At 55.1% G+C, this 25,766-nt stretch carries 26 protein-coding genes; 8 read left to right on the top strand and 18 right to left on the bottom strand.

What is annotated here, in order from left to right; translation table 11 throughout:
• Nucleotides 1-68: 68 nt before the first annotated feature.
• The 4 genes from pabA to ppiA all read right to left on the bottom strand — a co-directional run bounded on the left by pabA (nt 69) and on the right by ppiA (nt 2,099).
• A complete protein-coding gene (gene pabA / locus DBY68_RS15935) occupies nt 69-632 on the bottom strand; it encodes an aminodeoxychorismate synthase component 2 (RefSeq protein WP_108476619.1) in 564 nt (187 codons plus the stop codon).
• A 39-nt stretch (nt 633-671) separates the two neighbouring features.
• A complete protein-coding gene (locus DBY68_RS15930; RefSeq protein ID WP_108476618.1) occupies nt 672-1,265 on the bottom strand; it encodes a putative adenosine monophosphate-protein transferase Fic in 594 nt (197 codons plus the stop codon).
• A complete protein-coding gene (locus DBY68_RS15925; protein WP_108476617.1) occupies nt 1,255-1,422 on the bottom strand; it encodes a YhfG family protein in 168 nt (55 codons plus the stop codon). The genes DBY68_RS15930 and DBY68_RS15925 overlap by 11 nt, the downstream gene beginning before the upstream one ends.
• A 104-nt stretch (nt 1,423-1,526) precedes the next feature.
• Nucleotides 1,527-2,099, bottom strand: coding sequence for a peptidylprolyl isomerase A (gene ppiA, locus DBY68_RS15920; RefSeq protein WP_108476616.1), 573 nt, complete (start codon nt 2,097-2,099; stop codon nt 1,527-1,529).
• A 279-nt stretch (nt 2,100-2,378) separates the two neighbouring features.
• On the opposite strand from ppiA, the gene tsgA reads away from it, so the two are divergent.
• Nucleotides 2,379-3,557 carry an MFS transporter TsgA gene (gene tsgA, locus DBY68_RS15915; RefSeq protein ID WP_108476615.1) on the top strand — a complete coding sequence of 393 codons (1,179 nt, stop codon included), beginning with the start codon at nt 2,379-2,381 and terminating at the stop codon, nt 3,555-3,557.
• On the opposite strand, the gene DBY68_RS23185 is transcribed toward tsgA, so the two are convergent.
• A complete protein-coding gene (locus DBY68_RS23185) occupies nt 3,520-3,648 on the bottom strand; it encodes a hypothetical protein (protein WP_255415257.1) in 129 nt (42 codons plus the stop codon). The genes tsgA and DBY68_RS23185 overlap by 38 nt on opposite strands.
• Before the next feature lie 6 nt (nt 3,649-3,654).
• The gene (locus DBY68_RS15910) at nt 3,655-4,938 is read right to left on the bottom strand and encodes a cytosine deaminase (RefSeq protein ID WP_108476614.1); all 1,284 of its coding nucleotides are present in this window, start codon (nt 4,936-4,938) and stop codon (nt 3,655-3,657) included.
• 238 nt (nt 4,939-5,176) lie between these two features.
• Here DBY68_RS15910 and nirB point away from each other — a divergent pair, with 238 nt between their 5' ends.
• The 4 genes from nirB to DBY68_RS15885 all read left to right on the top strand — a co-directional run bounded on the left by nirB (nt 5,177) and on the right by DBY68_RS15885 (nt 9,926).
• Nucleotides 5,177-7,720 carry a nitrite reductase large subunit NirB gene (gene nirB / locus DBY68_RS15900; protein WP_108476613.1) on the top strand — a complete coding sequence of 848 codons (2,544 nt, stop codon included), beginning with the start codon at nt 5,177-5,179 and terminating at the stop codon, nt 7,718-7,720.
• Nucleotides 7,717-8,043, top strand: coding sequence for a nitrite reductase small subunit NirD (nirD, locus tag DBY68_RS15895; protein WP_108476612.1), 327 nt, complete (start codon nt 7,717-7,719; stop codon nt 8,041-8,043). Before nirB ends, nirD begins: the two co-directional genes overlap by 4 nt.
• Nucleotides 8,044-8,174: 131 nt before the next feature.
• On the top strand, nt 8,175-9,548 hold the full coding sequence (gene cysG / locus DBY68_RS15890; RefSeq protein WP_108476611.1) for a siroheme synthase CysG: 1,374 nt from the start codon (nt 8,175-8,177) through the stop codon (nt 9,546-9,548).
• Between the two features lie 207 nt (nt 9,549-9,755).
• Nucleotides 9,756-9,926 carry a YhfL family protein gene (locus tag DBY68_RS15885; RefSeq protein ID WP_108476610.1) on the top strand — a complete coding sequence of 57 codons (171 nt, stop codon included), beginning with the start codon at nt 9,756-9,758 and terminating at the stop codon, nt 9,924-9,926.
• Nucleotides 9,927-9,970: 44 nt separating this feature from the next.
• Here the strand turns inward: DBY68_RS15885 and trpS are convergent, their stop codons facing one another.
• From trpS to DBY68_RS15830, 10 genes are all read right to left on the bottom strand, one after another.
• Nucleotides 9,971-10,981: a tryptophan--tRNA ligase gene (gene trpS, locus DBY68_RS15880; RefSeq protein WP_108476609.1), complete on the bottom strand. Its 1,011-nt coding sequence runs from the start codon at nt 10,979-10,981 to the stop codon at nt 9,971-9,973.
• Nucleotides 10,974-11,735 carry a phosphoglycolate phosphatase gene (gph, locus tag DBY68_RS15875; protein ID WP_108476608.1) on the bottom strand — a complete coding sequence of 254 codons (762 nt, stop codon included), beginning with the start codon at nt 11,733-11,735 and terminating at the stop codon, nt 10,974-10,976. Before gph ends, trpS begins: the two co-directional genes overlap by 8 nt.
• On the bottom strand, nt 11,728-12,405 hold the full coding sequence (gene rpe / locus DBY68_RS15870) for a ribulose-phosphate 3-epimerase (RefSeq protein WP_108476607.1): 678 nt from the start codon (nt 12,403-12,405) through the stop codon (nt 11,728-11,730). Before rpe ends, gph begins: the two co-directional genes overlap by 8 nt.
• Before the next feature lie 16 nt (nt 12,406-12,421).
• Nucleotides 12,422-13,252, bottom strand: a complete 831-nt coding sequence (dam, locus tag DBY68_RS15865) for an adenine-specific DNA-methyltransferase (RefSeq protein WP_108476606.1) — start codon at nt 13,250-13,252, stop codon at nt 12,422-12,424.
• A gap of 74 nt (nt 13,253-13,326) precedes the next feature.
• Nucleotides 13,327-14,649, bottom strand: a complete 1,323-nt coding sequence (gene damX / locus DBY68_RS15860) for a cell division protein DamX (RefSeq protein WP_108476605.1) — start codon at nt 14,647-14,649, stop codon at nt 13,327-13,329.
• 91 nt (nt 14,650-14,740) lie between these two features.
• Nucleotides 14,741-15,829: a 3-dehydroquinate synthase gene (aroB, locus tag DBY68_RS15855; protein WP_108476604.1), complete on the bottom strand. Its 1,089-nt coding sequence runs from the start codon at nt 15,827-15,829 to the stop codon at nt 14,741-14,743.
• Nucleotides 15,830-15,901: 72 nt separating this feature from the next.
• Complete coding sequence (gene aroK / locus DBY68_RS15850) at nt 15,902-16,423, bottom strand: shikimate kinase AroK (protein ID WP_108476603.1); 522 nt, start codon at nt 16,421-16,423, stop codon at nt 15,902-15,904.
• A 269-nt stretch (nt 16,424-16,692) separates the two neighbouring features.
• Nucleotides 16,693-17,925: a DNA uptake porin HofQ gene (gene hofQ / locus DBY68_RS15840; RefSeq protein WP_108476602.1), complete on the bottom strand. Its 1,233-nt coding sequence runs from the start codon at nt 17,923-17,925 to the stop codon at nt 16,693-16,695.
• Entirely contained in the window at nt 17,867-18,241 is a 375-nt protein-coding gene (locus DBY68_RS15835) for a HofP DNA utilization family protein (RefSeq protein WP_108476601.1), read from the bottom strand. The genes hofQ and DBY68_RS15835 overlap by 59 nt, the downstream gene beginning before the upstream one ends.
• Nucleotides 18,231-18,659: a hypothetical protein gene (locus tag DBY68_RS15830; protein WP_108476600.1), complete on the bottom strand. Its 429-nt coding sequence runs from the start codon at nt 18,657-18,659 to the stop codon at nt 18,231-18,233. The genes DBY68_RS15835 and DBY68_RS15830 overlap by 11 nt, the downstream gene beginning before the upstream one ends.
• On the opposite strand from DBY68_RS15830, the gene DBY68_RS23110 reads away from it, so the two are divergent.
• A complete protein-coding gene (locus DBY68_RS23110) occupies nt 18,634-18,990 on the top strand; it encodes a hypothetical protein (RefSeq protein ID WP_233503897.1) in 357 nt (118 codons plus the stop codon). The genes DBY68_RS15830 and DBY68_RS23110 overlap by 26 nt on opposite strands.
• Nucleotides 18,991-19,178: 188 nt before the next feature.
• On the opposite strand, the gene DBY68_RS15815 is transcribed toward DBY68_RS23110, so the two are convergent.
• A complete protein-coding gene (locus DBY68_RS15815; RefSeq protein WP_108476647.1) occupies nt 19,179-19,967 on the bottom strand; it encodes a pilus assembly protein in 789 nt (262 codons plus the stop codon).
• Nucleotides 19,968-20,086: 119 nt separating this feature from the next.
• On the opposite strand from DBY68_RS15815, the gene mrcA reads away from it, so the two are divergent.
• Nucleotides 20,087-22,639 carry a peptidoglycan glycosyltransferase/peptidoglycan DD-transpeptidase MrcA gene (gene mrcA / locus DBY68_RS15810; RefSeq protein WP_199538668.1) on the top strand — a complete coding sequence of 851 codons (2,553 nt, stop codon included), beginning with the start codon at nt 20,087-20,089 and terminating at the stop codon, nt 22,637-22,639.
• Between the two features lie 96 nt (nt 22,640-22,735).
• Here the strand turns inward: mrcA and nudE are convergent, their stop codons facing one another.
• Entirely contained in the window at nt 22,736-23,296 is a 561-nt protein-coding gene (gene nudE / locus DBY68_RS15805; protein ID WP_108476596.1) for an ADP compounds hydrolase NudE, read from the bottom strand.
• Between the two features lie 305 nt (nt 23,297-23,601).
• Here nudE and DBY68_RS15800 point away from each other — a divergent pair, with 305 nt between their 5' ends.
• Entirely contained in the window at nt 23,602-25,749 is a 2,148-nt protein-coding gene (locus DBY68_RS15800) for an intracellular growth attenuator family protein (RefSeq protein WP_108476595.1), read from the top strand.
• Nucleotides 25,750-25,766: the final 17 nt, after the last annotated feature.

The following is a 25,766-nucleotide window of genomic DNA, read 5'->3' as shown; positions in this document are numbered from 1 at the left end:
TGCAGCAATGATTATGAAATTATAATCACAAAATATGCATAAAAAATCACTTGATAGCAATGACTAAATTAGCGATTAAGGAAGTTTGCCAGCAGCGCATGCCCTTGTTCGCTGAGAATACTTTCCGGGTGGAACTGCACGCCCTCGAGATCCCACTGGCGATGGCGAATGCCCATGATCTCGCCGCTTTCACTGCGCGCGGTCACCTGGAAGTTTTCCGGTAGCGTAGCCGGCTCGATCAGCAGGGAATGGTAGCGGGTGACGGTCAAAGGGTTATTCAGCCCCTGAAAAACGCCCTGCCCGTTATGCGTGATGGGCGAGGTTTTGCCGTGCATGACCTTTTGCGCCCGCACAATGCGCGCGCCAAACGCCTGCGCAATCGCCTGATGCCCCAGGCACACGCCCAGCAGCGGTGTTTTCCCGGCGTAATGGCGAATGACAGCCAGTGAAATCCCCGCCTCATCCGGCGTGCAGGGGCCGGGAGAGATCACGATTTTCGCCGGGTTGAGTACATCGATTTGCGCGAGGGTGATGTCATCGTTGCGCTTCACCAACACTTCAGCACCCAGCTCGCAAAAATACTGGTAAAGGTTCCAGGTAAAGGAATCGTAGTTATCAATTAGCAGGATCATGGCGGCTCCGGTTACAGCAAACCGGAGCATTCTACCGGGTCAGGCAGCTACTCTCACCACTTTCGTAAACAACGCCAGCAGCGGCTTCAAATCGCCCATCGCTCCCTGCTGATTTGCATCATTCCAGCGCAGCGGTTCAATATCCCGCCAGTCCAGCGCGTAGCCCGCGTGAATCGCCAATTGTTCGAAGAAAATACGCTGCGCCAGACCACTGCCAATGCGAAACGGATGCAGCACGTTGATTTCGCAGTAATACCAGGTCAGGCGTTCAATAAACGCCTCCTTTTCCAGCCCCGCTAACCAATCCTCATCTTCCAGTTCCTGCATCAGCGCATTGCCCTCTTTCTCGATGCGCGTGAAATGGCAGAACGGCGTGTCGCCGTGATAGATATTGATTTCCCGATACTTCCCCGCCCAGTCAAATATATCCTGATAGAGCTGATAATGAATGGCGCACAGCCAGGGAAGCCCGCGCACCTGCGGGCCCAGTTCGAGGGTGGCGGCACGCAGAGAGGTGAGTTCCCACGCGGCCTGTTCAAGACGAGTGGCTTCGTGAATGCCCAGTTTATTACGCATCACGTTTAAACCGGGGAACAGATAGGGGTCGCGGTCGTTACCGAATTTATCGCTCATAGTGCCCCCTCAGTTCTTCAATACGTGTCAGCGCGTCTTCAGCGCTAAGGGTGACTAACGGGATATCAACACCTTCCAGGCGGCGACTGGCCTGAAAATTCTCGTTGCGTGTTTTTTCCCAGAGCTGAGCTTTTTGCTTGTCGGTGAGTTTTTTCATGCAGCCTCCCTGAATCGTTCCCGTTTGCCACAAGTATAAGCAGCAAATGAATGTTATGCAGGAAGGCAAGAACGCGCGGACGATATGCCCGCGCGAAGAAGAATTTACGGCAGGACTTTCGCGGAGAGGATAACAACCGGTTTAGACGGCACATTCTGGTACGGCCCGACATTGTGAGTCTGCACCTGTGAAATCTTATCGGCGACATCCATCCCTTTGACAACCTTACCAAATACCGCGTAACCAAAATCACGCTGGCCGTGATCAAGGAAGGCATTATCCGCCACGTTGATGAAGAACTGGCTGGTTGCGCTATCTTTATCTGCAGTACGCGCCATTGCGATGGTTCCGCGGGTGTTACGCAGGCCATTGTCCGCTTCGTTCTTGATGGGCGGGTTCGGCTGTTTCTGCTGCATCTGCTCGTTAAAACCACCGCCCTGCACCATAAACCCGGGGATCACACGGTGGAAGGTCGTGTTGTTATAGAAACCGCTGTTAACGTAGTTCACGAAGTTTTCCACGGAAACCGGCGCTTTCTGGATATTCAGCTCCAGCTCAATATTCCCTGCGGAGGTCGTCAGCAGCACATGCGGATCGCCAGTCGCAGCCAGGGCAGCCGGGGAGATCGCGGAGAGTGCAAAAACAGCCGTCATGGCCGCCAGAGTTGATTTGAGCATGAGAATTCCTTAACGGGTGCAGTAACAAAGGCAAGTGGCTTGATTCTAAAGAGGGTTTGCACCCCAGGCCAGACTTTTACTTAAGTTTACTTAGTTGAAACAGATGTAACCAGCGCGGCGCGGAGATCGACGTATTTTTAATGTGATACAGGTCACGTTAGTTAATGCAATAAATAACATCAGTGCAATAAAACTAGGAATGCATCACTTAAATGAATAAAATCTGCGCACCCGGCGGGGTGTCAACGCGTTTTACGTTTCTATTCACACAGGCCAGTCATGACTAACAGCAACCGTATCAAGCTCACATGGATCAGCTTCTTCTCCTACGCCCTTACCGGTGCGTTGGTGATTGTCACCGGGATGGTGATGGGAAATATCGCCGATTACTTTAATCTGCCCGTTTCCAGCATGAGTAACACCTTCACCTTCCTGAACGCCGGGATCCTGATTTCAATCTTCCTGAACGCGTGGCTGATGGAAATTGTGCCGCTGAAAACGCAGCTTCGCTTCGGCTTTGTGCTGATGGTGCTGGCGGTTGCCGGTCTGATGACCACGCACAGCCTGGCGCTGTTCTCTGCTGCGATGTTCGTACTTGGGCTGGTTAGCGGGATCACCATGTCCATCGGGACGTTCCTGATTACCCACATGTATGAAGGCCGCCAGCGTGGCGCGCGTCTGCTGTTCACCGACTCCTTCTTTAGCATGGCCGGAATGATCTTCCCGATGGTCGCCGCGGTTCTGCTGGCGCGCAGTATCGAGTGGTACTGGGTATATGCCTGTATTGGTCTGGTCTACGTGGCAATCTTTATTCTGACCTTCGGCTGCGACTTCCCGGTTCTCGGCAAGAAAGCCGCGCCGGATGCACAGCCAGTGGTGAAAGAAAAATGGGGTATCGGCGTATTGTTCCTGTCGATTGCCGCACTGTGTTATATCCTCGGCCAGCTCGGCTTCATCTCCTGGGTGCCGGAATATGCCAAAGGCCTGGGCATGAGCCTGAACGACGCGGGTAAACTGGTCAGTGATTTCTGGATGTCTTATATGTTCGGGATGTGGGCATTCAGCTTCATTCTGCGCTTCTTTGACCTGCAACGTATTCTGACCGTGCTGGCGGGCCTGGCGACCGTGCTGATGTACTTCTTCATCCACGGCGAACCGCAGCATCTGGCATGGTTTATTCTGACGCTGGGCTTCTTCTCCAGCGCGATTTACACCTCAATCATTACCCTGGGTTCGCTGCAAACCAAAGTGGCCTCGCCGAAGCTGGTTAACTTCGTGCTGACCTGCGGCACTATCGGCACCATGCTGACCTTCGTGGTGACCGGCCCGATTGTGGCCCACAGCGGCCCGCAGGCTGCACTGATTACCGCTAACGCGCTTTATGCCGTAGTCTTCGTGATGTGTGCGATCCTCGGCTTCGTTAGCCGCCACCGCCAGCACGGCGCGGCGTCTCACTAAGGTGATTGTTGTGCCCGGTGGCGCTGGCGCTCACCGGGCCTACAAGGTGTGTCGCGTTGTAGGCCGGATAAGCGCCAGCGCCATCCGGCATTTCTTATCATCCGGCATTTCGCGTGAAACTCACGCTCTCTCCCCGAACCCAGGTCTGTGCTGGCTGCGTTTCGGCAATCACCTTTCCTTCCCGAATCGACCAGCGAACCGGCACCTGACGACGCACCGCCTCAAAGCCATTCTCCGCTGGCAAAATAATCAGGTTAGCCCTATTCCCCGCGGCGATGCCGTAATCCGTCACGCCAAACGTCCGCGCGCTATGGTGCGTAATCAGCTTCAGCCCATCATGGATTTGCTGATACCCCATCAACTGACACACATGCAGCCCCATATGCAGCACCTGCAACATATTCCCGGTGCCGAGCGGATACCACGGATCAAAAACATCATCATGCCCGAAGCAGACATTAATCTCAGCTGCCAGCATCTCTTTTACGCGGGTAATGCCGCGACGTTTGGGATAGTCATCAAAGCGGCCTTGCAGATGAATATTCACCAGCGGGTTGGCGACAAAGTTAATACCTGACATCTTCAGCAAGCGGAACAGTCGGGAGGTATAGGCACCGTTATAGGAATGCATCGCCGTGGTATGGCTCGCCGTCACCCGCGCGCCAATGCCCTCTTTCAGCGCCAGCGCCGCCACGGTTTCAACAAAGCGCGACTGCTCGTCGTCGATTTCGTCACAATGGATATCCAGCGGGCGGTCATATTTTTGCGCCAGACGAAATGCGATATGCAGTGATTCCACGCCATACTCGCGAGTAAATTCAAAGTGTGGGATCGCGCCAACCACATCCGCGCCGAGCTTTAATGCCTCTTCCAGCAACGCTTCGCCGTTGGGATAAGACATAATCCCTTCCTGCGGGAAGGCCACAATTTGCAGGTCAACCCACGGCGCAACTTCCTGCTTCACCTCAAGCATGGCTTTCAATGCCGTGAGCGATGGATCGGAGACATCCACGTGGGTGCGCACATACTGAATGCCATTCGCCATCTGCCACTTCAGGGTTTTCCACGCCCGGGCTTTCACATCATCATGACTCAGCAGCGCTTTGCGCTCGGCCCAGCGTTCAATACCTTCAAACAACGTGCCAGACTGATTCCAGTTTGGCTCACCCGCCGTTTGCGTGGTGTCGAGATGAATATGCGGCTCAATAAATGGCGGTAGCGCTAAACCGCCCTCCGCGTCGAGAACCTGCGGATCGTCCGCCAGCCCCTCCTCCATAGGAGTAATGGCACCAAACCGGCCATTTTCTATCGTGATTTGCCATCGCCCTTCCTGGTCTGGCAAACGCGCATTCTGGATTAAGCGAAGCGGTACCGTTGTCATTCCTTTCTCCCCGTAGTAGTCGCTGTTTTTTTCATCAGCACGAAATGTTTACCTACCCCTGTTTTGTACATAAAAAGAGCAACCAGGAAAAGCGTGTCTTTTCCGCAACTTATAAAAATACTGACAAATCAGTGATATACCCATTAAGTGGTAGGCAAAGGTGTATTTGATTTGTATCAATAATCGCCATAGCTGAATCGTTAAGGTAGGCAGTAATAGAAAAGAAATCGAGGCAATAATGAGCAAAGTCAGACTCGCAATTATCGGTAACGGCATGGTCGGCCACCGCTTCATCGAGGATCTTCTCGATAAGTCCGACGCCAGCCTTTACGACATCACCGTCTTCTGTGAAGAACCGCGTAAAGCCTATGACCGCGTGCACCTTTCTTCCTACTTCTCTCATCATACAGCGGAAGAGCTGTCGCTGGTGCGCGAAGGTTACTATGAGAAGCATGGCGTTAAAGTACTGGTTGGCGAACGCGCCATTACCATTAACCGTCAGGAAAAGGTGATCCACTCCAGCGCCGGTCGTACCGTTTTTTATGACAAATTGATCATGGCGACGGGTTCATATCCGTGGGTACCGCCAATCAAGGGCTCTGAAACGCAGGACTGCTTTGTTTATCGTACCATCGAAGATCTCAACGCGATTGAATCCTGCGCGCGTCGCAGCAAGCGCGGCGCAGTGGTTGGCGGCGGGTTGCTCGGCCTGGAAGCGGCCGGCGCACTAAAAAGTTTAGGTGTAGAAACCCACGTCATCGAGTTCGCACCGATGCTGATGGCTGAACAGCTTGATCAGATGGGCGGCGAGCAGTTACGTCGTAAGATTGAAAGCATGGGCGTGCGCGTGCACACCAGCAAAAATACCAAAGAGATCGTTCAGGAAGGTAAAGAGGCGCGTAAAACCATGCGCTTTGCCGACGGTAGCGATTTAGAAGTCGACTTTATCGTCTTCTCTACCGGTATTCGCCCACGCGACAAACTGGCAACCCAGTGCGGTCTTGCCGTGGCGCAGCGCGGCGGTATCGTGATTAATGATACCTGCCAGACCTCCGACCCGGATATCTATGCGATTGGCGAATGTGCGAGCTGGAACAACCGTGTCTACGGCCTGGTTGCTCCTGGCTACAAAATGGCGCAGGTCGCCGTTGACCATATTCTCGGTACGCAGAATGCGTTCCAGGGTGCAGACCTTAGCGCCAAACTGAAGCTGCTGGGCGTTGACGTCGGCGGCATCGGCGATGCGCACGGTCGCACGCCGGGCGCGCGCAGCTACGTTTACCTCGACGAAAGCAAAGAAGTCTATAAACGCCTGATCGTCAGCGAAGACAACAAATACCTGCTTGGCGCGGTACTGGTGGGTGATACCAGCGACTACGGCAACCTGCTGCAACTGGAGATGAACAAGATTGAGTTGCCGGAAAACCCGGACTCCTTGATTCTTCCTGCGCACGCGGGCAGCGGGAAACCCTCTATCGGCGTTGATAAACTGCCGGATAGCGCACAAATCTGCTCCTGCTTCGACGTCACCAAAGGCGACCTTGTTGCGGCGATTAACCGTGGCTGTCACACCGTTGCGGCGCTGAAAGCGGAAACCAAAGCCGGTACCGGCTGCGGCGGTTGTATCCCGCTGGTGACGCAAGTGTTGAACGCGGAGCTGTCGAAACAGGGTATCGAAGTCAACAATAATCTGTGTGAACATTTCGCCTTCACCCGCCAGGAGCTGTATCACCTCATCCGTGTGGAAGGCATCAAAACCTTCGACGAACTGCTGAAAAAATACGGTAAAGGCTACGGCTGCGAAGTGTGTAAACCCACTGTCGGTTCGCTGCTGGCCTCCTGCTGGAATGAGTACATCCTCAAACCAGAACACACGCCGTTACAGGATACCAACGATAACTTCCTGGCAAACATCCAGAAAGACGGTACCTACTCCGTTATTCCACGCTCCGCGGGCGGTGAAATCACGCCGGAAGGGTTGTTGGCTGTAGGCCGTATCGCGCGTGAATTTAACCTGTACACCAAAATCACCGGTTCCCAGCGTATCGGCCTGTTCGGTGCACAGAAAGACGACCTGCCGGAAATCTGGCGTCAACTGATTGAAGCGGGCTTCGAAACTGGCCACGCGTATGCGAAAGCGCTGCGTATGGCCAAAACCTGCGTGGGCAGCACCTGGTGCCGCTATGGTGTGGGCGATAGCGTGGGCTTCGGCGTTGAACTGGAAAACCGCTACAAAGGCATCCGCACGCCGCACAAAATGAAGTTTGGCGTCTCCGGCTGTACCCGCGAATGTGCGGAAGCGCAGGGTAAAGATGTGGGCATCATCGCCACCGAGAAAGGCTGGAACCTGTACGTCTGCGGTAACGGCGGGATGAAACCGCGTCACGCTGACCTGCTGGCGGCTGACCTCGATCGCGACACGCTGGTGAAATATCTTGACCGCTTTATGATGTTCTACATCCGTACCGCCGACAAGCTGACGCGTACCGCGCCGTGGCTGGATAACCTGGAAGGCGGGATCGACTACCTGCGCGCCGTGATCATCGACGACAAACTGGGTCTGAACGAACATCTGGAATCAGAAATTGCGCGTCTGCGTGCGGCCTTCGCCTGCGAGTGGACAGAAACCGTTAACAACCCGGCGGCGCAGGTTCGTTTCCAACACTTTATCAACAGCGAGCAGCGTGACCCGAACGTGCAGGTTGTGCCTGAACGTGAACAACATCGCCCGGCAACGCCGTACGAACGCATCCCGGTCACTATGGTGGAGGAAAAAGCATGAGCCAGTGGGTAAATATCTGCAAAATCGATGCAATTTTGCCGGCAACCGGCGTCTGCGCGCTACTGGGCAACCAGCAGGTGGCGATTTTCCGCCCGTATGCTGACGACCAGGTTTTCGCTATCAGCAACATCGATCCGTTCTTTGAGTCCAGCGTACTGTCGCGCGGCCTGATTGCAGAACATCAGGGCGATTTGTGGGTCGCCAGCCCGCTGAAAAAGCAGCGTTTCCGCTTAAGCGATGGATTATGCATGGAAGATGAAAGTCACTCTGTCGCCCATTTTGAAGTTCGTGTCAAAGACGGCCAGGTGCAGCTCAAAGCCTGACGTTACGGGTCATAGGTTCCTCCTATGACCTCTTAGAGGTAACAGCAGGAAAAGTCGTATGTTTCATACGGCTTCTGCTGTTATCCTACCCGCCCTGTTCACCCTGTTCTGTCCATTTAAGAGGCTACTCCGTGGATCACTTACCTATCTTCTGCCAGTTACACGACCGTGACTGTTTATTGGTTGGCGGCGGTGATGTTGCTGAACGTAAGGCCCGCTTGCTGCTTGATGCTGGCGCCCGTCTGACGGTCAACGCGCTGGAGTATGTTCCTCAGTTCAGAATATGGGAAGACGCGGGCATGCTGACCCTGGTTGAGGGAGAGTTTACTCCGTCGCTCCTTGATACCTGCTGGCTGGCGATTGCCGCGACGGATAACGATGTGGTGAATCAGCAGGTCAGTGAAGCGGCCGAAGCACGACGCATCTTCTGCAACGTGGTGGATGCGCCGAAAGCCGCAAGTTTTATCATGCCGTCAATTATTGACCGCTCGCCGCTGATGGTTGCGGTCTCTTCCGGCGGTACGTCCCCGGTGCTGGCGCGTCTGCTGCGCGAAAAACTGGAATCGCTGCTGCCGCTGCATCTTGGACAGGTGGCACACTACGCAGGCCAGCTACGTTCACGGGTGAAAAAACAGTTTGCCACTATCGCGGAACGCCGCCGTTTCTGGGAAAAACTGTTCAGCCATGACCGTTTAGCCCAGTCACTGGCAAATCAGGATAAGATCGCCATTGAACAGGTCACCGAACACCTGCTTACCGAACCGCTGGATCATCGTGGTGAGGTCGTGCTGGTGGGCGCCGGGCCGGGCGATGCGGGTTTGCTGACGCTTAAAGGGCTACAACAAATCCAGCAGGCGGATGTGGTGGTTTATGACCGACTGGTCTCAGATGGCATTATGAATCTGGTGCGCCGCGATGCCGACCGCGTCTTCGTGGGTAAACGCGCGGGTTATCACTGTGTGCCGCAGGATGAGATCAACCAAATCCTGCTGCGTGAAGCGCAGAAAGGGAAACGCGTGGTGCGGCTGAAAGGTGGCGATCCGTTTATCTTTGGGCGTGGGGGAGAGGAGCTTGAAACGCTGTGCGACGCCGGTATTCCTTTCTCTGTTGTACCGGGTATTACGGCGGCATCCGGTTGCTCGGCGTATTCCGGGATCCCACTGACTCACCGCGATTACGCGCAAAGCGTGCGCCTGGTCACCGGTCACCTGAAGACTGGCAGTGAGCTGGACTGGGAAAATCTGGCGGCAGAAAAACAGACGCTGGTGTTCTATATGGGCCTGAATCAGGCGGCAACCATCCAGCAAAAACTGATTGAGCACGGCATGACCGCGTCAATGCCGGTCGCCATTGTGGAAAACGGTACGGCGATTACACAGCGCGTCGTTGACGGCACGCTGGCAGAACTGGGTGTTCTTGCGCAGCAAATGGCAAGCCCGGCGCTGATTATAGTAGGCAAGGTGGTTGCGCTTCGCGAGAAACTCAACTGGTTTTCACATCACTAATACCTTTCGGGCGCGGTACATCTGCCGCGCCCATATACTGTCAAGCCGTCTTTAAGCCAGGCACGTATTATTAATTCTTAAAACCCCTTTAAGTTAATCGAATTATTAATTTCTTAATTCATGCCGTTAAATGAATGCCGCTGAGACCGAAATTACCATAGCTCAGTACAGGGATTTATTGAATTGTATTAATACCAGGGATATTTTATGAAGAAGATGTTAAAAGCAGCAGCCGTTGTGCTGGCACTCTCCACTTTGACTGCATGTACGGGTCACATCGAGAATAAAAGCAAAAACTGCTCTTACGATTATTTGCTGCATCCGGCAATTTCTGTTTCTAAAATCATTGGCGGTTGCGGCCCTGCTGCTGAGCAATAATTTAGAGAATATAAAAAAGCCGGGATATATCCCGGCTTAATGATTTACAGCGCTGGCTTACCGACAAATCCAATCGCCTCATACACCGCTTTCAGGGTTTGCCCCGCGCGTGCACTGGCTTTATCGGCACCCTCTTGCATAATTTTGTTGAGCAGCGCTTCATCGTTACGGAAACGATGGTAACGTTCCTGAAGCTCGGTCAGCATGCCAGAAACCGCTTCTGCCACTTCGCCTTTCAGGTGACCATACATTTTACCTTCGAAGTGTTTTTCCAGCTCAGGAATGCTCTGGCCGGTAACGGCAGAGAGAATATCCAGCAGGTTGGAAACACCCGCTTTTTCTTTGACGTCGTAACGCACCACCGGCGGCTCTTCCGAATCGGTCATCGCGCGTTTGATTTTTTTCACGACGGATTTCGGATCTTCCAGCAGGCCGATAACGTTATTACGGTTGTCGTCCGATTTGGACATCTTCTTGGTCGGCTCCAGCAGCGACATTACGCGCGCGCCGGATTTCGGAATGAACGGCTCAGGCACTTTAAAGATATCGCCGTAAATGGCGTTAAAACGCTGGGCGATATCGCGGCTCAGTTCCAGATGCTGTTTCTGATCTTCCCCAACCGGTACCTGGTTGGTTTGATACAGCAGGATATCTGCCGCCATCAGCACCGGGTAGTCGAACAGACCGGCATTAATGTTTTCCGCATAACGTGCGGATTTATCTTTGAACTGGGTCATGCGGCTCAGTTCGCCAAAATAGGTATAGCAGTTCAGTACCCAGCTCAGTTGCGCGTGCTCCGGCACGTGAGACTGAACGAAGATGGTGCTTTTCTCCGGATCGATGCCGCAGGCCAGATAGAGCGCCAGGGTATCTAACGTCGCTTTGCGCAGCGCCTGCGGATCCTGACGCACGGTGATCGCGTGCTGGTCAACGATGCAGTAGATGCAATGGTAGTCATCCTGCATGTTAACCCACTGACGCAGCGCACCCATGTAGTTGCCAATGGTCAATTCACCTGACGGCTGTGCGCCACTAAAAACGATGGGCTTAGTCATTTTCTAATTCCTGATTTTCACTGTGCGGAAGCCCGAGCGCGGGCAAGAGTTCATTAAACTGGTCGAAGATATAATCGGGCGAGCTGAGCGCGATGGATTCGCCATAGTTGTAGCCGTAGGTCAGCCCCACAGAGCAGCAGCCCGCCGCCTGTGCCGCCTGAATGTCGTTGCGTGAATCGCCCACAAACAGCAGATCAGCCGGTTCGATTTCGAGGCGCTTCGCCACCAGCAACAGCGGCTCCGGATGCGGCTTTTTGTTCTGCACATCATCGCCGCCAATCACCACGCTAAAGAAGCGCGCGATCCCGAGCGACTCAAGCAGTGGCGCGACAAACGGCGTCGGCTTGTTGGTCACCAGCGCCAGCGGCAGGCCTTTTTCATGCAGCGCCGCCAGCGTTTGTTCAACATGCGGGAAGAGAAAACTGCCCTCTTCGGCAAACTCGGCGTAGTAGCGATCAAACAGGCGACGCAGCACGCGCAACTGTTCATCCTGCGGGATATCCGCATGGTCAACGGAAGGTTTTCCCTGCGCCGCACGTTGCGTTGCACGCTCCTGACGAGACCAGGCCAGCGCCCGCTCCATCAAAACATCGGCACCGTTGCCAATCCAGGTCACCACGCGTTCTTCGCCAGCGACCGGGAGCTCCAGCGCGTAGAGCGCGCTATCTACCGCCGCGGTCAGCCCCGGCGCGCTATCCACCAGCGTGCCGTCGAGATCGAAAGCGACGCCGCGGAGGTTATGCAATTTATCCATGACTTACCTTTGCCAGTTCACTGCGCATTTCATCAATCACTTTTTTGTAATCCGGCTGGTCGAAAATCGCGGAGCCTGCAACAAACATATCTGCCCCGGCGGCGGCGATTTCGCCAATGTTGTTCACCTTCACGCCGCCGTCCACTTCCAGGCGGATGTCGTAGCCAGATTCATCAATACGACGACGCACTTCACGCAGCTTATCGAGGGTATGGGGAATAAAGGACTGGCCGCCAAAGCCTGGGTTTACCGACATCAGCAGGATCACGTCCAGCTTATCCATAACATAATCGAGATAGCTCAGCGGCGTCGCCGGGTTAAACACCAGCCCCGCTTTACAGCCGTGCTCTTTAATCAGTTGCAGCGTGCGGTCAACGTGCTCAGACGCTTCAGGATGGAAGGTAATAATGCTGGCGCCTGCCGCCGCGAAATCGGGAACAATGCGGTCAACCGGTTTCACCATCAGGTGAACGTCGATAGGCGCGGTAATGCCGTATTTGCGCAGGGCCTTCAGCACCATCGGGCCGATGGTCAGGTTCGGTACATAGTGGTTATCCATAACATCGAAATGAACCACATCCGCACCGGCTGCCAGTGCGTTGGCGGTGTCTTCACCCAGGCGGGCAAAATCAGCCGACAGAATTGAAGGGGCAATCAAAAACTGTTTCATCCGCATCTCCTAAAAACTATTTTTTATCTGCCGGGCGATACAACGCCAGCAGCTCATCCACCTTATTACGCGTGCCGCCATTGCGGCTAATACTGCGTCGCACTTTTACGACGTGCTGTACTGCGTTGTTATACCACGCCACCGTCTCGGGTGTGCGATGGTTTGAAATCAGTACCGGAATACGCTTTGCCACCAGCTCTTCGGCTTTATTGGCCAACTGTTTCTGCTGTTCGCTGCTGAAGCTGTTAGTGTGATAGGCGGTAAAATTGGCCGTCGCTGAGAGTGGCGCATAGGGCGGATCGCAGTAGACAACCGCTTTATTTGCCTGATGGGCGCGATCCATACACACTTCATATGACTCGCAATAAAACTCTGCGTTCTGCGCTTTTTCAGCGAAGTGATACAGTTCGGCTTCCGGGAAGTAAGGCTTTTTGTATCGGCCAAAAGGCACATTGAACTCGCCGCGCAAATTGTAACGGCACAGGCCATTGTATCCATGGCGATTCAAATACAAGAAGAGAACCGCACGGCGCATTTTATCCGTGCTGGCGTTGAATTCTGTGCGAAACGCGTAGTAGCGTTCGGCATCATTCGTTTCTGGCGTGAAAACCTTACGCGCCTCAGCAACGTAGTCTTCAGGCTGGGTTTTTACGATGTTGTAGAGATCGATAAGATCGCTGTTGATATCAGCAAGGATATAACGAGAAAAGTCGGTATTAAGAAATACCGACCCGGCACCGACGAAAGGCTCTACCAGGCATTCGCCCTTGGGCAGGTGTCGGTCAATATCTTCGAGCAGGGGGTACTTACCCCCTGCCCATTTCAAAAAAGCGCGATTTTTCTTCATGCTGCCTAACTAATTACACTCTCTCCGGCTGTGGAGAAAGCTCCGACAGCATCCTGCGCTTGTAGCACGTCACATTACTTCAGGTCAGATTGCACCTGATGCAACGGTTTCGCCCACGGATTTTTTGCCTGTACATCGGCAGGCAGCGTGGTGACCGCGCGTTTCGCATCATCTTTCGAGGCGTAAACACCCGTTACCAGCACATACCACGGCTGACCGTTACGCGTGGTTTGATAAACCACGTAGTTTTTCAGATTCTCTTTCTTCGCCCAACCATTCAGGTTGTCGTAGTTGGAAGAGGAACTGAGCTGCAGCGTGTAATGGCCGCCAGGCGCAGATTTCAGTGAGTTCACATCGCCTGAGGATTTCGCCGCGCTGCTGGCTGCCGGGGCGCTGGTTGCCGCAGTGGCAGCCGGAGCGGTTGTTGCCGCAGGTGCCGTCGTGGTTGCCGTTGCAGCCGGTTTCGCCGGAGCTGTCGAGGTGGCAGGCGTTTTCGCCGGCGTGCTCGTGGTTGCGGTTTCGGTGTGTTTCGGCGGCTGAGCAACAGGTTTAGGCGTTGTCACCGGCGCCGGTTTTGCTGCCGCGGTGCTTTGCGGTTTGCTCTGCGGTTTCGGTTCAATCACAGCTTGTTTACGTTCAGGACGCGTTGCCGCGGCCTGCTGACGCGGTGCGGTTTCCGTTGCCGCCGGACGAGAAGCCGCGCCGTGACGGACAGGTGCCACGGTCGCCGGTTCGGTTGGCAGCGTGGAGTTAACCACCACGTTATCAACCTGCCCCTGCTGCTGAGTCAGTGCGTTGTTCAGATCGCCCTGTACTTCCACACGCTGCTGGCCTTCAGCCGTTGCGGCTGGCTGACCCTGAGTCGGTGTAGAAGAGATTGGCGGCAGAGAGACGTCCTGCTGCGGATTAGCCCCTGCGGTCTGCTCTGCGGAGGTGGTGCCTGGCGCTGGCTGAGTGCCATTTGCCTGATCGGCAGCATCACCGGAGAGATCGATATTTTTTTCCGCCGACGCGCTCTGGTCGCTGGAAGAGGAAGACGGTGATTTCAGCGCCGAACCGATGCCAACGATCAGCAGCAGCAGCACCAGAATCCCGACGCCCATCATAATGTACTGGCGGGAAGCCGGTTTACGCGGTGGGGATTTACGTTTACGCGGACGACGTTCGACGACCTCTTCCGCCTCGACATCATCTTCGTCGTCATACAGCTCATCTTCGGGCTCGACATCTTCACGTGCCTTGCGGCTACGTGCCGGACGGCGCTCATCCGCTTCCAGCTCCACATCATCAAAATTGATCTGCGGCTCATTGTCACGATCGGAAGATTGACGAGAGCGACCAGTACGACGATCGCTGGGATCGGGTTTCAGCTCGTCTTCTGGTTTAAATTCATCCATTTAACACCCCACTAAAAGGCTCACGCCCACAACTATTGCACTTCACCTGAAGATAAAACGCCGCGCGAACGCGGCTTGACCTTTCTTATTGTTACGCTCGCTGAGTATCAGCGATAGCGCCAAGAACCACATCATGCGGCACACCGCCGCGCACTTCACTTTTACCGATTGCCAGCGGGAGGACGAGTCGCATCTCACCGGCTAAAACTTTTTTGTCGCGCATCATGTGCGGCAGATAGGCTTCCGCCGACATCTCCTGCGGGCCTGTGACCGGCAGGTTTGTGCGCTTGAGCAGCGTAATAATACGTTGCGTCTCTTCCGGCTTAAACTGACCTAAGCGTTCAGAGGTATGCGCCGCCATAACCATGCCTGCGGCAACCGCTTCACCGTGGAGCCAGTTACCGTACCCCATCTCGGCTTCAATCGCATGTCCAAATGTATGTCCAAGATTGAGTAAAGCACGTAAGCCCGTTTCGCGCTCGTCCGCAGCCACAACTTCTGCTTTTAATTCGCAGCAACGACGAATGCAGTACGCCATGGCTTTCTCATCAAGGGCCATCAGGGCATCAATATTCTCTTCCAGCCACTCAAAGAACGGCGCGTCGAGGATGATGCCATATTTGATCACTTCAGCGAGCCCGGAAGAGAGTTCACGCGCGGGCAGGGTTTTCAGGCAGTTCAAATCGACCACCACGGAAGCCGGTTGCCAGAACGCGCCAATCATATTCTTGCCAAGGGGATGGTTTACGGCTGTTTTGCCGCCAACCGAGGAATCTACCTGCGAAAGCAGCGTGGTAGGAACCTGAATAAAGCGCACGCCGCGCTGATAGCTCGCCGCCGCAAACCCGGTTAAATCGCCAATGACGCCACCGCCAAGGGCCACCAGGGTCGTATCGCGACCGTGCGGTTTTTGCAGAAGTGCAGTGAAGACGGTGTCCATCACGGCCAGGCTTTTATACTTCTCGCCGTCGGGAAGGATCACGCTATCGACCTTGACGCCAGCCTGTTCTAACACAGAGCGGACGTTATCAAGATAGAGCGGCGCCAACGTTTCGTTGGTGACCAGCATAACCTGGCAGCCAGACTTGAGCGGTAAGAAGGAAGCTGGATCGTTAAACAAACCAGCCGCGATGGTTATCGGGTAACTACGTTCCCCGAGGGTTACAGTAAGCCTCTCCATAACGCGACGTCCACCTTGGTTACTTATATTCGCTTAAACGCTTTACGCTGACGCGGTGTTCGCTGCCCAGTATCAGTTGCTTTCCAGCATATGGATGATCTGGTTTGCGACCACTTTTGCACTCTGATCGTCAGTACGGATAGTGATGTCGGCAATCTCTTCATACAACGGGTTGCGCTCATCGGCCAACGCCACGAAGACATCGCGCTGCGGTGCATCCACCTGCAACAGCGGACGTTTTTTATCGCGCTGCGTACGTGCCAGCTGTTTTTCGATGGTTGTTTCGAGATAAACCACCACGCCGCGGGCGGAGAGACGATTGCGCGTTTCGCGAGATTTAACAGAGCCACCACCTGTCGCCAGAACAATGCCCTGTTTTTCGGTCAGCTCGTTGATGATCTTTTCTTCGCGGTCACGGAAACCTTCTTCGCCTTCGACATCAAAGACCCAGCCCACGTCAGCGCCTGTCCGTTTCTCAATCTCTTGATCAGAATCGTAAAATTCCATATTGAGCTGTTGGGCTAACTGGCGCCCAATAGTGCTTTTGCCGGCACCCATAGGTCCAACCAGAAAGATATTGCGTTTCTCTGCCATTTTTTTGGTACTACTAAGACTATTCGTTAATGATAAATCCGCGCCGCAAACATTCTGGCGTCGCCGGACATGAACTGAAACCTCTTGTGCGATACTGCGAGAGTCAGACTGAAAATTATCTCAATACTCCGGCTGGTTTGGCAACAGAATAAATTGCCGTCTTAAAGGAGACGGGAAAGAGGCGCCGACGCTCAAATCGGTACTCCTTGTATGCTAAATCCTGTCTCACGTCAAACACCTGACGCCAGTTCGTAAAGAAATTTCAGCGATTAGCGGGCGGAAATGATCCGTGGCGTGATAAACACCACCAGCTCTCGTCGCTCGTTATCTTTGCCATCATGGCGGAAAAGTTGGCCCAATAGCGGGATATCGCCCAATAAAGGTACACCATCCCGCGCGGTTTTGTTTTTTTGCGAGAATATTCCGCCCAACGCCAGCGTCTCGCCGCTCTGTACTTCCACCTGGGTTTCAATTTCCTGCTTATCGATAGCCAGCACTTCACCATCGGCCTGCTGCAGTACCTGCCCCGGCATATTTTCACTGATGTGCAGTTTCAGACGAACGCGGTTTTTCTGTAGCACTGTAGGGGTCACTTCCATCCCCAGCACCGCCTCTTTAAATTCTACCGAGGTCGCGCCACTTTCGCCGCTGGAAACCTGATAGGGAATTTCGCTCCCCTGCTTGATGCTGGCAGGTTGCAGGTGCGAAGCCAGTAAACGCGGGCTGGCGATAATTTCCAGTTGCTGCTTTTGTTCCAGTGCCGAAAGTTCCAGCTCCAGCAGGCGACCATTAATACGGCCAATGTTAAACCCGGCGCGGGTTGTCGCATCCGTTACCGATAAATCGCTACTGAGGGTCGTCACTTTGCCCAATCCCGGCGGATTGGCTGCATCCGCCAGCGTCCACTTCACGCCAAGCTCGCGCAGGCTCTTTTCATTAATAGTCACGATGTGGGCCGCCAGCTCAACCTGGCCCACGGGAATATCCATTTCGCTGGCCCAGCTATCAAACAGCGGCAGATGGTTTTCATCATCGCGCAGAATGAGCCGATTGGTGCGTTTATCAACGGTGAGCGTGCCGCGCGGGCTCAGCAACTTTTCCCCGGCTTTGGCGAGCTCCGCTGCATCGGCGTGATACAGCACGATACTGCGACTTTTCAGCGGAAGCGCCTGCTGGCGTTTTTCCTGCTCGGCCTGTGCTCGCTGCTGACGCGCTTCCTGCCAGGCCTGTGAGTGAATGGCGATAACGCTGCCTTCCTGGGTCATCGTTAATCCGCTGCTGGTTAAGACGGTTTGCAGCGCCTGCTTCCACGGTACATTTTTCAGCTGCAACGACAGCATACCCTGCACATCCGGCGCAATCACCATATTGCGCTGTTCGAGATCGGCCAGAGTTTGCAGCACCTGCGTCACCGGCACCTCATCGACAACCAACGACACATTTTTACTGGCGGCCAGCAGCGGCAGCAGTAACAGCGCCAGCAGGCTTATCCTTTTTATCATGCTCAACTTCTCCTTTAATGATTCGCCACTGCGACGGCTCGCAGGCTTCGCCCGTCTCCATCGTCAGACTTTCCGCTGTGATTTCCGTGATACGCCAGCCAGACATGACCAGTTCTTCTCGCTGTATTCGTCGCCACTTTCCTTTTTCGTCGCGCAAAAATGCAATCTGTCGTTGCCCGCTATCCACACTGCCCGCGTACCGTAACTGGCTGAGCTGCGCGATTCGACAGGGATCGTCTACCGGCAAAAATGGATCGCGCATGCCCAGCAGCAACGGGAGAAACAGCATCAGCGCGCTGCGTGATTTACTCTGCATCGTCCCCCTCCAGTTGCAGTGTCAGCACGTGCCGCGGCTCACCGGCCTTGAGGGAAAACGCCACTACCCGCATTCCCCGCTCAGCGAGTAGCGCAAAAACCGATGGCACCTGCTGCCACACGGTTTCCAGTACCAGCTCACCGCCGTGTCCGGTGGGCGACCAGCTCATCAGTTCCGCCCCTGGACGTTGAAAAGCAATCGGGGAAAAAGGCTTGCTCGCAGCCAGGCCTGTGTCACCGCCAACCTTCAGCGCCGCCTGTAGCGGCATCACGCTCCGCCAGCGGGCGATACGTAATATCTGCTGCTGCGTCCAGACGTTCTGTGGGATGGATGCAGGTCGTAGCAGGTACGCCACGCCGCTCCCCCCCAGCAACAGCAGCCCGGCAATCCCAATGAGCCAGCGTTCAGGGCGCAGCATCGACGGCCCTCCTTTTCATCTGATAGTTGAACAGCCAACGCCCGTCTTTATCGCGCGCCATTTTTCCGGCGATGGCAGGCTGGAAACCGTCAATGTGCTGCATCTGCTCATCAAGGGAGTGCAAGGCGGAAAAACGCACCAGAACGCCGGAAAGCTGCAAAACGTCGTTCTGGTAACTCAGACCGGTCAGCCATGCCTGCGTGGGCAACTGTTCGGCAAGCGCCGCCAGCCGCGCCTGCTAGGCAAGGGTTTGCCGTCGCGCAGTCTGTTGCCGCAGCTGCTGCTCGCGTTCCTGCAGACGGAGTCCGAGCTGCTCTTCACGCAGGGTTAGTGCGCGAATCACCTGGCGCTCGGCATCAACATGGCAAACCAGCAGCCTCTCTTGCAGTCGCGATTGCGCTAACCTGCTGGCCCCTGACATCAAGAGCGCCAGCATGACACCGGCCAAAACGAGGCACCCAAGGCGGCGTCGTTTTCGCTGGCGGGATTGCCGCCAGGGGAGAAAATTTACCGAAGCGCTCATCCCTGTGCTCCTAACGCCAGGCCAATAGCGATGGCAAACGCATCGCTGTCTGCTGGCAGTGGCGGCTGAATTTGCCCCATCACACACCAGGGATCGAAGCGAGGAACGTTCTCAGCCTGCACGCAACAAAACGTCAGCTCAGGCATGGCTAGTCGCGTACTGAGTTGCTGTAACGAAGGCACCTCCGCCCGCGACACGCTTCCCCAGCCTGAGGCGCTGGCCCATAGCCACTGGCGACTATCCTTCCACGCCAGCCCGCCCGCCTCATGAGGCAGCCAGGGAAGAAAGTGCCGCAGTGCACAGGCGTCAGGCGTAATCGCCGTCACATGCAAACGGAGCGCGTGCGCGACGCGCTGTAACGGGTCGATGTCCTTACGCTGAGCCGCTGTCACGCTCCAGCCATCTGCCAGTATGTTTGGCTGATAATCGAAACAGAGCGCAGCAGGCTCCATTGCCAACTGCTGCGCCATCGCGCTGGCGATCCACTGCGCCTGCTCGCAGTCACGCAGCGTCATGGCTGCCTGCGGCAGCGTTTTCTGTAAGGTGCGGTGTGCAGGAAATGCCAGGCTAACCGCATGTTGCCAAGGAAGCTCGCGCCGCCAGGCAGAGAGAGCCGCCTCCAGCGCGTTTTCCGTCTGGGCGGGTGAAAGTGAGGAGAAATCCGCGGGCAGCGGCAGAAGCCACCAGCGACGCAACGCCCAGCCGCCGCGCACGCGTTGCAGCGCGATGGCCGCGATTTTATCCTGTTGAATATGAAGACCTATTTGCCAGCATCCGAAAGCCATTTCGTGATATCCCTTAAACGCCATCATGGTGACGGCTATATCAATGCATCTGGCTTGCCTTTATACTACCGCGCGTTTGTTTATAAACTGCCCAAATGAAACTAAATGGGAAATCTCCGGTGAAGTTCGTAAAGTATTTATTAATCCTTGCAGTCTGTTGCATTCTGCTGGGAGCAGGCTCGGTTTATGGCCTCTACAAGTATATTGAGCCTCAGCTTCCTGATGTTGCGACGCTCAGAGACGTGCGTCTGCAAATTCCAATGCAGGTTTACAGCGCAGACGGCGAGCTGATCGCCCAGTATGGCGAAAAACGGCGTATTCCGGTCACCCTCAGTCAAATGCCGCCTGAGCTGGTGAAGGCGTTTATTGCCACGGAAGACAGCCGTTTCTACGAGCACCACGGGGTTGACCCGGTGGGGATTTTCCGTGCCGCCAGCGTCGCGCTGTTCTCCGGTCACGCATCGCAGGGGGCGAGTACCATCACCCAGCAGCTGGCGCGTAACTTCTTCCTCAGCCCTGAAAAGACGCTGATGCGTAAAATAAAGGAAGTGTTCCTGGCCATTCGCATCGAGCAGTTGCTGAGCAAAGATGAGATCCTCGAACTCTATCTGAACAAAATTTACCTCGGTTACCGCGCTTACGGCGTGGGCGCTGCGGCGCATGTCTATTTCGGCAAATCCATCGATCAGCTGAGCCTGAGCGAAATGGCGGTGATCGCCGGTTTGCCGAAAGCGCCTTCCACCTTCAACCCGCTCTATTCAATGGATCGCGCAACCGCCCGTCGTAACGTGGTGTTGTCGCGTATGCTGAACGAGGGGTATATCACTCAGGCACAGTACGATCAGGCGCGTAGCCAGCCGATTGATGCCGACTACCATGCCCCAGAAATCGCCTTCTCTGCCCCATATCTGACCGAAATGGTGCGCCAGGAGATGGTGAAGCGCTACGGCGAGCAGGCGTATGAAGACGGCTATCGCGTTTACACCACCATCACGCGCAAAAATCAGCAGGCCGCGCAATTAGCCGTGCGAACCAATGTGATGGATTACGATATGCGCCACGGCTACCGCGGCCCGTCTAATGTGCTGTGGAAAGTGGGCGAAACGCCGTGGGATAGCAAAAGAATTACCGATTCTCTGAAAGCGCTGCCAACCTACGGGCCGTTGCGCCCGGCGGTGGTGATGTCTGCCGGCGCGACGGAAGCGACCGCACAGCTGGCCGATGGCACCTCTGTTTCCCTGACAATGGAAGGCGTTCGCTGGGCACGCGCCTGGCGTTCCGACACCTCGCAGGGGCCAACCCCGCGCCGCGTTAACGAAGTCGTACAGGCCGGGCAGCAGATTTGGGTACGTCAGGTTGGCGACAGTTGGTGGTTGTCGCAAGTGCCGGATGTAAACTCGGCACTGGTTTCCATCAACCCGCAGAATGGCGCGATCATCGCGCTGGTCGGCGGTTTCGATTTCAACCAGAGCAAATTTAACCGCGCCACCCAGGCGCTGCGTCAGGTGGGTTCCAACATCAAGCCGTTCCTGTACACGGCGGCGATGGACAAAGGCTTAACGCTCGCCAGCATCCTGAACGACGTGCCAATTTCCCGCTGGGATGCCGGGGCCGGTTCAGACTGGCGTCCGAAGAACTCGCCAAATGAATACGCGGGCCCGATTCGCCTGCGCCAGGGTTTAGGTCAGTCGAAAAACGTGGTGATGGTGCGTGCCATGCGTGCAATGGGCGTCGATTATGCGGCGGAGTATCTCCAGCGCTTTGGCTTCCCGTCGGAGAACATCGTTCGCACGGAATCACTGGCACTGGGTTCACCGTCCTTCACCCCGCTACAGGTCGCACGCGGCTATGCGGTAATGGCGAACGGCGGCTTCCTGGTTGATCCGTACTTTATCAGCAAGATTGAGAACGATCAGGGCGGTGTCATTTTCGAAGCGAAACCCAAAATCGCCTGTCCGGAGTGTAATATCCCGGTAATTTACGGTGAAACGAAGAAATCTGACGTGCTGGAAAACAAAAACGTTGAGGATGTCGCCGCATCTCAAACGCCGCAGAATTCCAGCGTGCCGATGCCACAGCTTGAACAAGCTAACCAGTCGCTGGTTGCACAGACCGGCGCGCAGGAGTATGCCCCGCATGTGATCAACACGCCGCTGTCGTTCCTGATTAAGAGCGCAATGAATACCAATATCTTCGGCGAGCCGGGCTGGCAGGGTACTGGCTGGCGCGCGGGCCGTGACCTGCAACGCCACGATATCGGCGGTAAAACCGGGACGACCAACAGTTCGAAAGATGCGTGGTTCTCAGGTTACGGCCCGGGCGCGGTAACCTCAGTGTGGATTGGCTTTGACGATCACCGCCGCGATCTTGGCAGAACGTCTGCTTCTGGCGCGATTAAAGATCAGATTTCCGGTTACGAAGGCGGTGCGAAAAGTGCGCAGCCTGCGTGGGATGCATTTATGAAAGCCATTCTGGCCGGCGTACCGGAGCAGCCGTTAACGCCGCCGCCGGGTATCGTCACGATCAATATTGACCGCAGCACCGGCCAGTTGGCCAGCGGCGGCAACAGCCGTGCCGAGTACTTTATCGAAGGCACCCAACCGACGCATCAATCGATTCGCGAGGTGGGAACGGAAATTATTGATAACGGGGAATCGCAGGAGCTGTTCTGACAGCAGAGCGAAATTGCCTGATGCGCTTCGCTTATCAGGCCTACAAGATGCATGAATTGTAGGCCGGGTAAGCGAAACGCTACCCGGCTGTTCTCTTTAAAGCCTGCCCTGCCCCTTCAACCACTCACGCACTAAAAACAGCGCGCTCACATTACGGGCTTCGTTGAAATCCGGCTCTTCCAGCAGTTCCATCATATTGGCGATAGGCCAGCGCACCTGCGGCAGCGGTTCCGGTTCATCGCCTTCCAGCGATTCGGGATAAAGGTCTTCCGCCACCACGATATTCATCTTACTGGAGAAGTAAGACGGCGCCATGCTGAGCTGTTTCAGGAATGTCAGGTTGTTGGCCCCGAATCCTACTTCTTCTTTCAGCTCGCGGTTCGCGGCTTCAAAAACGCTTTCACCTGGGTCGATGAGCCCTTTAGAGAACCCCAGTTCATAGGATTCAGTGCCCACGGCATATTCGCGGATGAGAATTAAGTGATCGTCCACCACCGGCACAATCATGACGGCTTCACGCGACGACGGTTTCATGCGTTCATAAACGCGGCGTACTCCGTTACTAAACTCCAGATCCACGCTTTCAACATTAAATAAACGGGAGCGCGCGACCGTTTCAACATGGAGAATCGTGGGTTTTTGTAATGGTTTACTCATTGGACCGTTCTTTGCTGTGATGACTGTTGTCATTGTGAGCCAGGAGGCGCATTCCGGCAATTTAAAATGGCTGTTATTTACATTTTCGTAACTATTGTTTTTGATAACCCTTATTTGTTCCAAAAAGTCAAGAAGTTGAAACAAATTTGAGAATTTGCTGATATTCGCTGCCAGAGGGGTTTGTTATCCTCGCGAGTTGCGATAGTGTGCAACAAATCTGTGAAGACCTGAGTCATTCGTATTAAAAGTGAATAATAAAAAAGACGAATGAAGCGACCGACAAAAATAAGGATAATGGCAATAGCATGGGCACATTGACTCTCTTTACCGCTGCGATACTGGTCTGTGCCCTGGTGGCGGGCTGGTATATTCGCATGCGCGCAAAGCGACGCCGTTTACCCTGGCTGCATGCGTTCCCTGGCGCGACCACGCGCAAATTAACCGACGAAGAACGTCGCGGCATTGAGAACTATCTTGAAGATCTCAACCAGAGCCAGCAGATCCCCGCGTCGGGTTCCACGGTCGCCCCTGCGCTTATCTCGTTGAATGCGCAAAGCAATACCGTTTTCACCCTGACCCGCGCCATTACCCGCTACGGCATTACGACCGACGATCCCAACAAATGGCGCTATTTCCTCGACTCCATCGAAGTGCATCTGCCCCCCTTCTGGGAACAGCACATCAACGATGAAAACAGCATCGAGCTTATCGTCACCGAGGATATTCCGCTGGTGATTGCCCTCAACGGTTATTCTCTGAAAGAGTACACCCTTGAAGGCCAGCGTAAAGCGCTGGAATCACCCACCTCGACGCAGGCGTCGATTCGCGGTGAAGAGAGCGAACAAATCGAGTTGCTCAATATTCGTCAGGAGACGCATGAAGAGTACGCGCTAAGCCGCCCGGACGGGCTACGGGAAGCGCTGCTGATAGTTGGCGCGTTTCTGCTTTTCTATTGCAGCCTGGTCCTGCCTGGCGTGTTTACCCCGTGGTTGCTGGGCGGTGCGGTTTTACTGCTGCTGGCCGGTCTGTGGGGGCTGTTTGCGCCGCCGACCAAAACGTCGCTGCGTGAGATCCACTGCCTGCGCGGCACGCCAAAACGCTGGGGTCTGTTCGGTGAAAACGACCAGGAGCACATTAACAACATCTCGCTCGGCATTATCGACCTGATCTATCCACGCCACTGGCAGCCGTTTGTCGCACAAGATCTTGGTCAGCAAACCGATATCGATATCTATCTCGACCGCCACGTGGTACGCCAGGGACGTTTCCTGTCACTGCATGATGAGGTCAAAAATTTCCCGCTTCAGCACTGGCTGCGTAGCGCCGTTATTGCCGGTGGCGCGCTGCTGGTGGTGGTGATGCTATGGGTGAGCGTGCCGCTCAACATGCCGTTTAAATTCACGCTCTCCTGGCTGAAAGGCGCGCAGGTGATTGAAGCCACCACCGTCGATCAGCTTACTAAAGCAGGCGTGCGCGTCGGTGATACGCTACAGCTTCAGGGCACCGGGATGTGTAATATTCACTCGCCGGGCACCTGGACGGCACAGGAAAGTTCGCCATTCCTGCCATTCGACTGCTCGCAGATTATCTGGAATAACGCGCCGCGCCTGCCGCTGCCGGAATCCGATATCGTGAATAAAGCTACGGCGCTGGTGCAGGCGGTGAACCGTCAGCTGCACCCAACGCCGGATGACAGTTCGCGCGTCAGCCCGGCTCTGCGCTCGGCGATTCAAAAATCAGGCATGGTGCTGCTGGATGACTTTGCCGATATTGTGCTGAAAACCAAAGATCTTTGTTCGGCAGCAGACGAATGCTCGCGCCTCAAAAATGCGCTGGTGAACCTGGGGAACACGCGCGATTGGGAAACGCTGGTTAAGCGCGCCAATTCGGGGCGTCTGGACGGCGTGAACGTTCTACTGCGACCGGTTAGCGCTGAGTCGCTCGATAATCTGGTCGATACTTCCACCGCGCCATTTATTCTGCGGGAAACTTCGCGCGCGGCACAGGCGCTGAACAGCCCGGCACCCGGCGGTTTTCTTATCACCAGCGATGAAGGCAGCGATCTCGTCACCCAACCTTATCCGACGATGAGCCTGTATGACTTTCCGGCGCATCAGCAGTGGAGCGAGTTCCAGCGTCTGGCGGGAATGCTGATGCACACCCCGTTCCACGCAGAAGGCATCGTCACCAATATCTTTACCGACGCTAACGGCACGCAGCACGTTAACCTGCACCGCATGCCGGACAGTAGCGGTCTGTGGCGCTATCTGGCGACCACCCTGTTGATGATTACGATGATTATCTGCGCCGTCTACAATGGCGTTCAGGCGCTACGCCGGTATCAGCGTCATCGCGAGCGTTTGGTCGAAATTCAGAAATATTACGAAAGCTGCACCAACCCTGTTTTGCTCTCCAACCCTGAGGATTATGAGCAAAATATGCCGCATCAATGATCCCATCCACAATGAAG

It is taken from the genome of Pseudocitrobacter sp. RIT415 (genome assembly GCF_003057695.2).
In the GTDB taxonomy this organism is placed as follows: domain Bacteria; phylum Pseudomonadota; class Gammaproteobacteria; order Enterobacterales; family Enterobacteriaceae; genus Pseudocitrobacter; species Pseudocitrobacter faecalis.
This window is presented reverse-complemented; position numbering and strand designations above follow the sequence as displayed.

What these genes read in the sequence shown, in the direction of transcription:
- pabA (WP_108476619.1), bottom strand. Translation starts at nt 632, where the DNA reads ATGATCCTGCTAATTGATAACTACGATTCCTTTACCTGGAACCTTTAC.
- DBY68_RS15930 (WP_108476618.1), bottom strand. Translation starts at nt 1,265, where the DNA reads ATGAGCGATAAATTCGGTAACGACCGCGACCCCTATCTGTTCCCCGGT.
- DBY68_RS15925 (WP_108476617.1), bottom strand. Translation starts at nt 1,422, where the DNA reads ATGAAAAAACTCACCGACAAGCAAAAAGCTCAGCTCTGGGAAAAAACA.
- ppiA (WP_108476616.1), bottom strand. Translation starts at nt 2,099, where the DNA reads ATGCTCAAATCAACTCTGGCGGCCATGACGGCTGTTTTTGCACTCTCC.
- tsgA (WP_108476615.1), top strand. Translation starts at nt 2,379, where the DNA reads ATGACTAACAGCAACCGTATCAAGCTCACATGGATCAGCTTCTTCTCC.
- DBY68_RS23185 (WP_255415257.1), bottom strand. Translation starts at nt 3,648, where the DNA reads ATGCCGGATGGCGCTGGCGCTTATCCGGCCTACAACGCGACACACCTT.
- DBY68_RS15910 (WP_108476614.1), bottom strand. Translation starts at nt 4,938, where the DNA reads ATGACAACGGTACCGCTTCGCTTAATCCAGAATGCGCGTTTGCCAGAC.
- nirB (WP_108476613.1), top strand. Translation starts at nt 5,177, where the DNA reads ATGAGCAAAGTCAGACTCGCAATTATCGGTAACGGCATGGTCGGCCAC.
- nirD (WP_108476612.1), top strand. Translation starts at nt 7,717, where the DNA reads ATGAGCCAGTGGGTAAATATCTGCAAAATCGATGCAATTTTGCCGGCA.
- DBY68_RS15885 (WP_108476610.1), top strand. Translation starts at nt 9,756, where the DNA reads ATGAAGAAGATGTTAAAAGCAGCAGCCGTTGTGCTGGCACTCTCCACT.
- trpS (WP_108476609.1), bottom strand. Translation starts at nt 10,981, where the DNA reads ATGACTAAGCCCATCGTTTTTAGTGGCGCACAGCCGTCAGGTGAATTG.
- gph (WP_108476608.1), bottom strand. Translation starts at nt 11,735, where the DNA reads ATGGATAAATTGCATAACCTCCGCGGCGTCGCTTTCGATCTCGACGGC.
- rpe (WP_108476607.1), bottom strand. Translation starts at nt 12,405, where the DNA reads ATGAAACAGTTTTTGATTGCCCCTTCAATTCTGTCGGCTGATTTTGCC.
- dam (WP_108476606.1), bottom strand. Translation starts at nt 13,252, where the DNA reads ATGAAGAAAAATCGCGCTTTTTTGAAATGGGCAGGGGGTAAGTACCCC.
- damX (WP_108476605.1), bottom strand. Translation starts at nt 14,649, where the DNA reads ATGGATGAATTTAAACCAGAAGACGAGCTGAAACCCGATCCCAGCGAT.
- aroB (WP_108476604.1), bottom strand. Translation starts at nt 15,829, where the DNA reads ATGGAGAGGCTTACTGTAACCCTCGGGGAACGTAGTTACCCGATAACC.
- aroK (WP_108476603.1), bottom strand. Translation starts at nt 16,423, where the DNA reads ATGGCAGAGAAACGCAATATCTTTCTGGTTGGACCTATGGGTGCCGGC.
- hofQ (WP_108476602.1), bottom strand. Translation starts at nt 17,925, where the DNA reads ATGATAAAAAGGATAAGCCTGCTGGCGCTGTTACTGCTGCCGCTGCTG.
- DBY68_RS15835 (WP_108476601.1), bottom strand. Translation starts at nt 18,241, where the DNA reads ATGCAGAGTAAATCACGCAGCGCGCTGATGCTGTTTCTCCCGTTGCTG.
- DBY68_RS23110 (WP_233503897.1), top strand. Translation starts at nt 18,634, where the DNA reads ATGAGCCAGCGTTCAGGGCGCAGCATCGACGGCCCTCCTTTTCATCTG.
- DBY68_RS15830 (WP_108476600.1), bottom strand. Translation starts at nt 18,659, where the DNA reads ATGCTGCGCCCTGAACGCTGGCTCATTGGGATTGCCGGGCTGCTGTTG.
- DBY68_RS15815 (WP_108476647.1), bottom strand. Translation starts at nt 19,967, where the DNA reads ATGGCTTTCGGATGCTGGCAAATAGGTCTTCATATTCAACAGGATAAA.
- nudE (WP_108476596.1), bottom strand. Translation starts at nt 23,296, where the DNA reads ATGAGTAAACCATTACAAAAACCCACGATTCTCCATGTTGAAACGGTC.
- DBY68_RS15800 (WP_108476595.1), top strand. Translation starts at nt 23,602, where the DNA reads ATGGGCACATTGACTCTCTTTACCGCTGCGATACTGGTCTGTGCCCTG.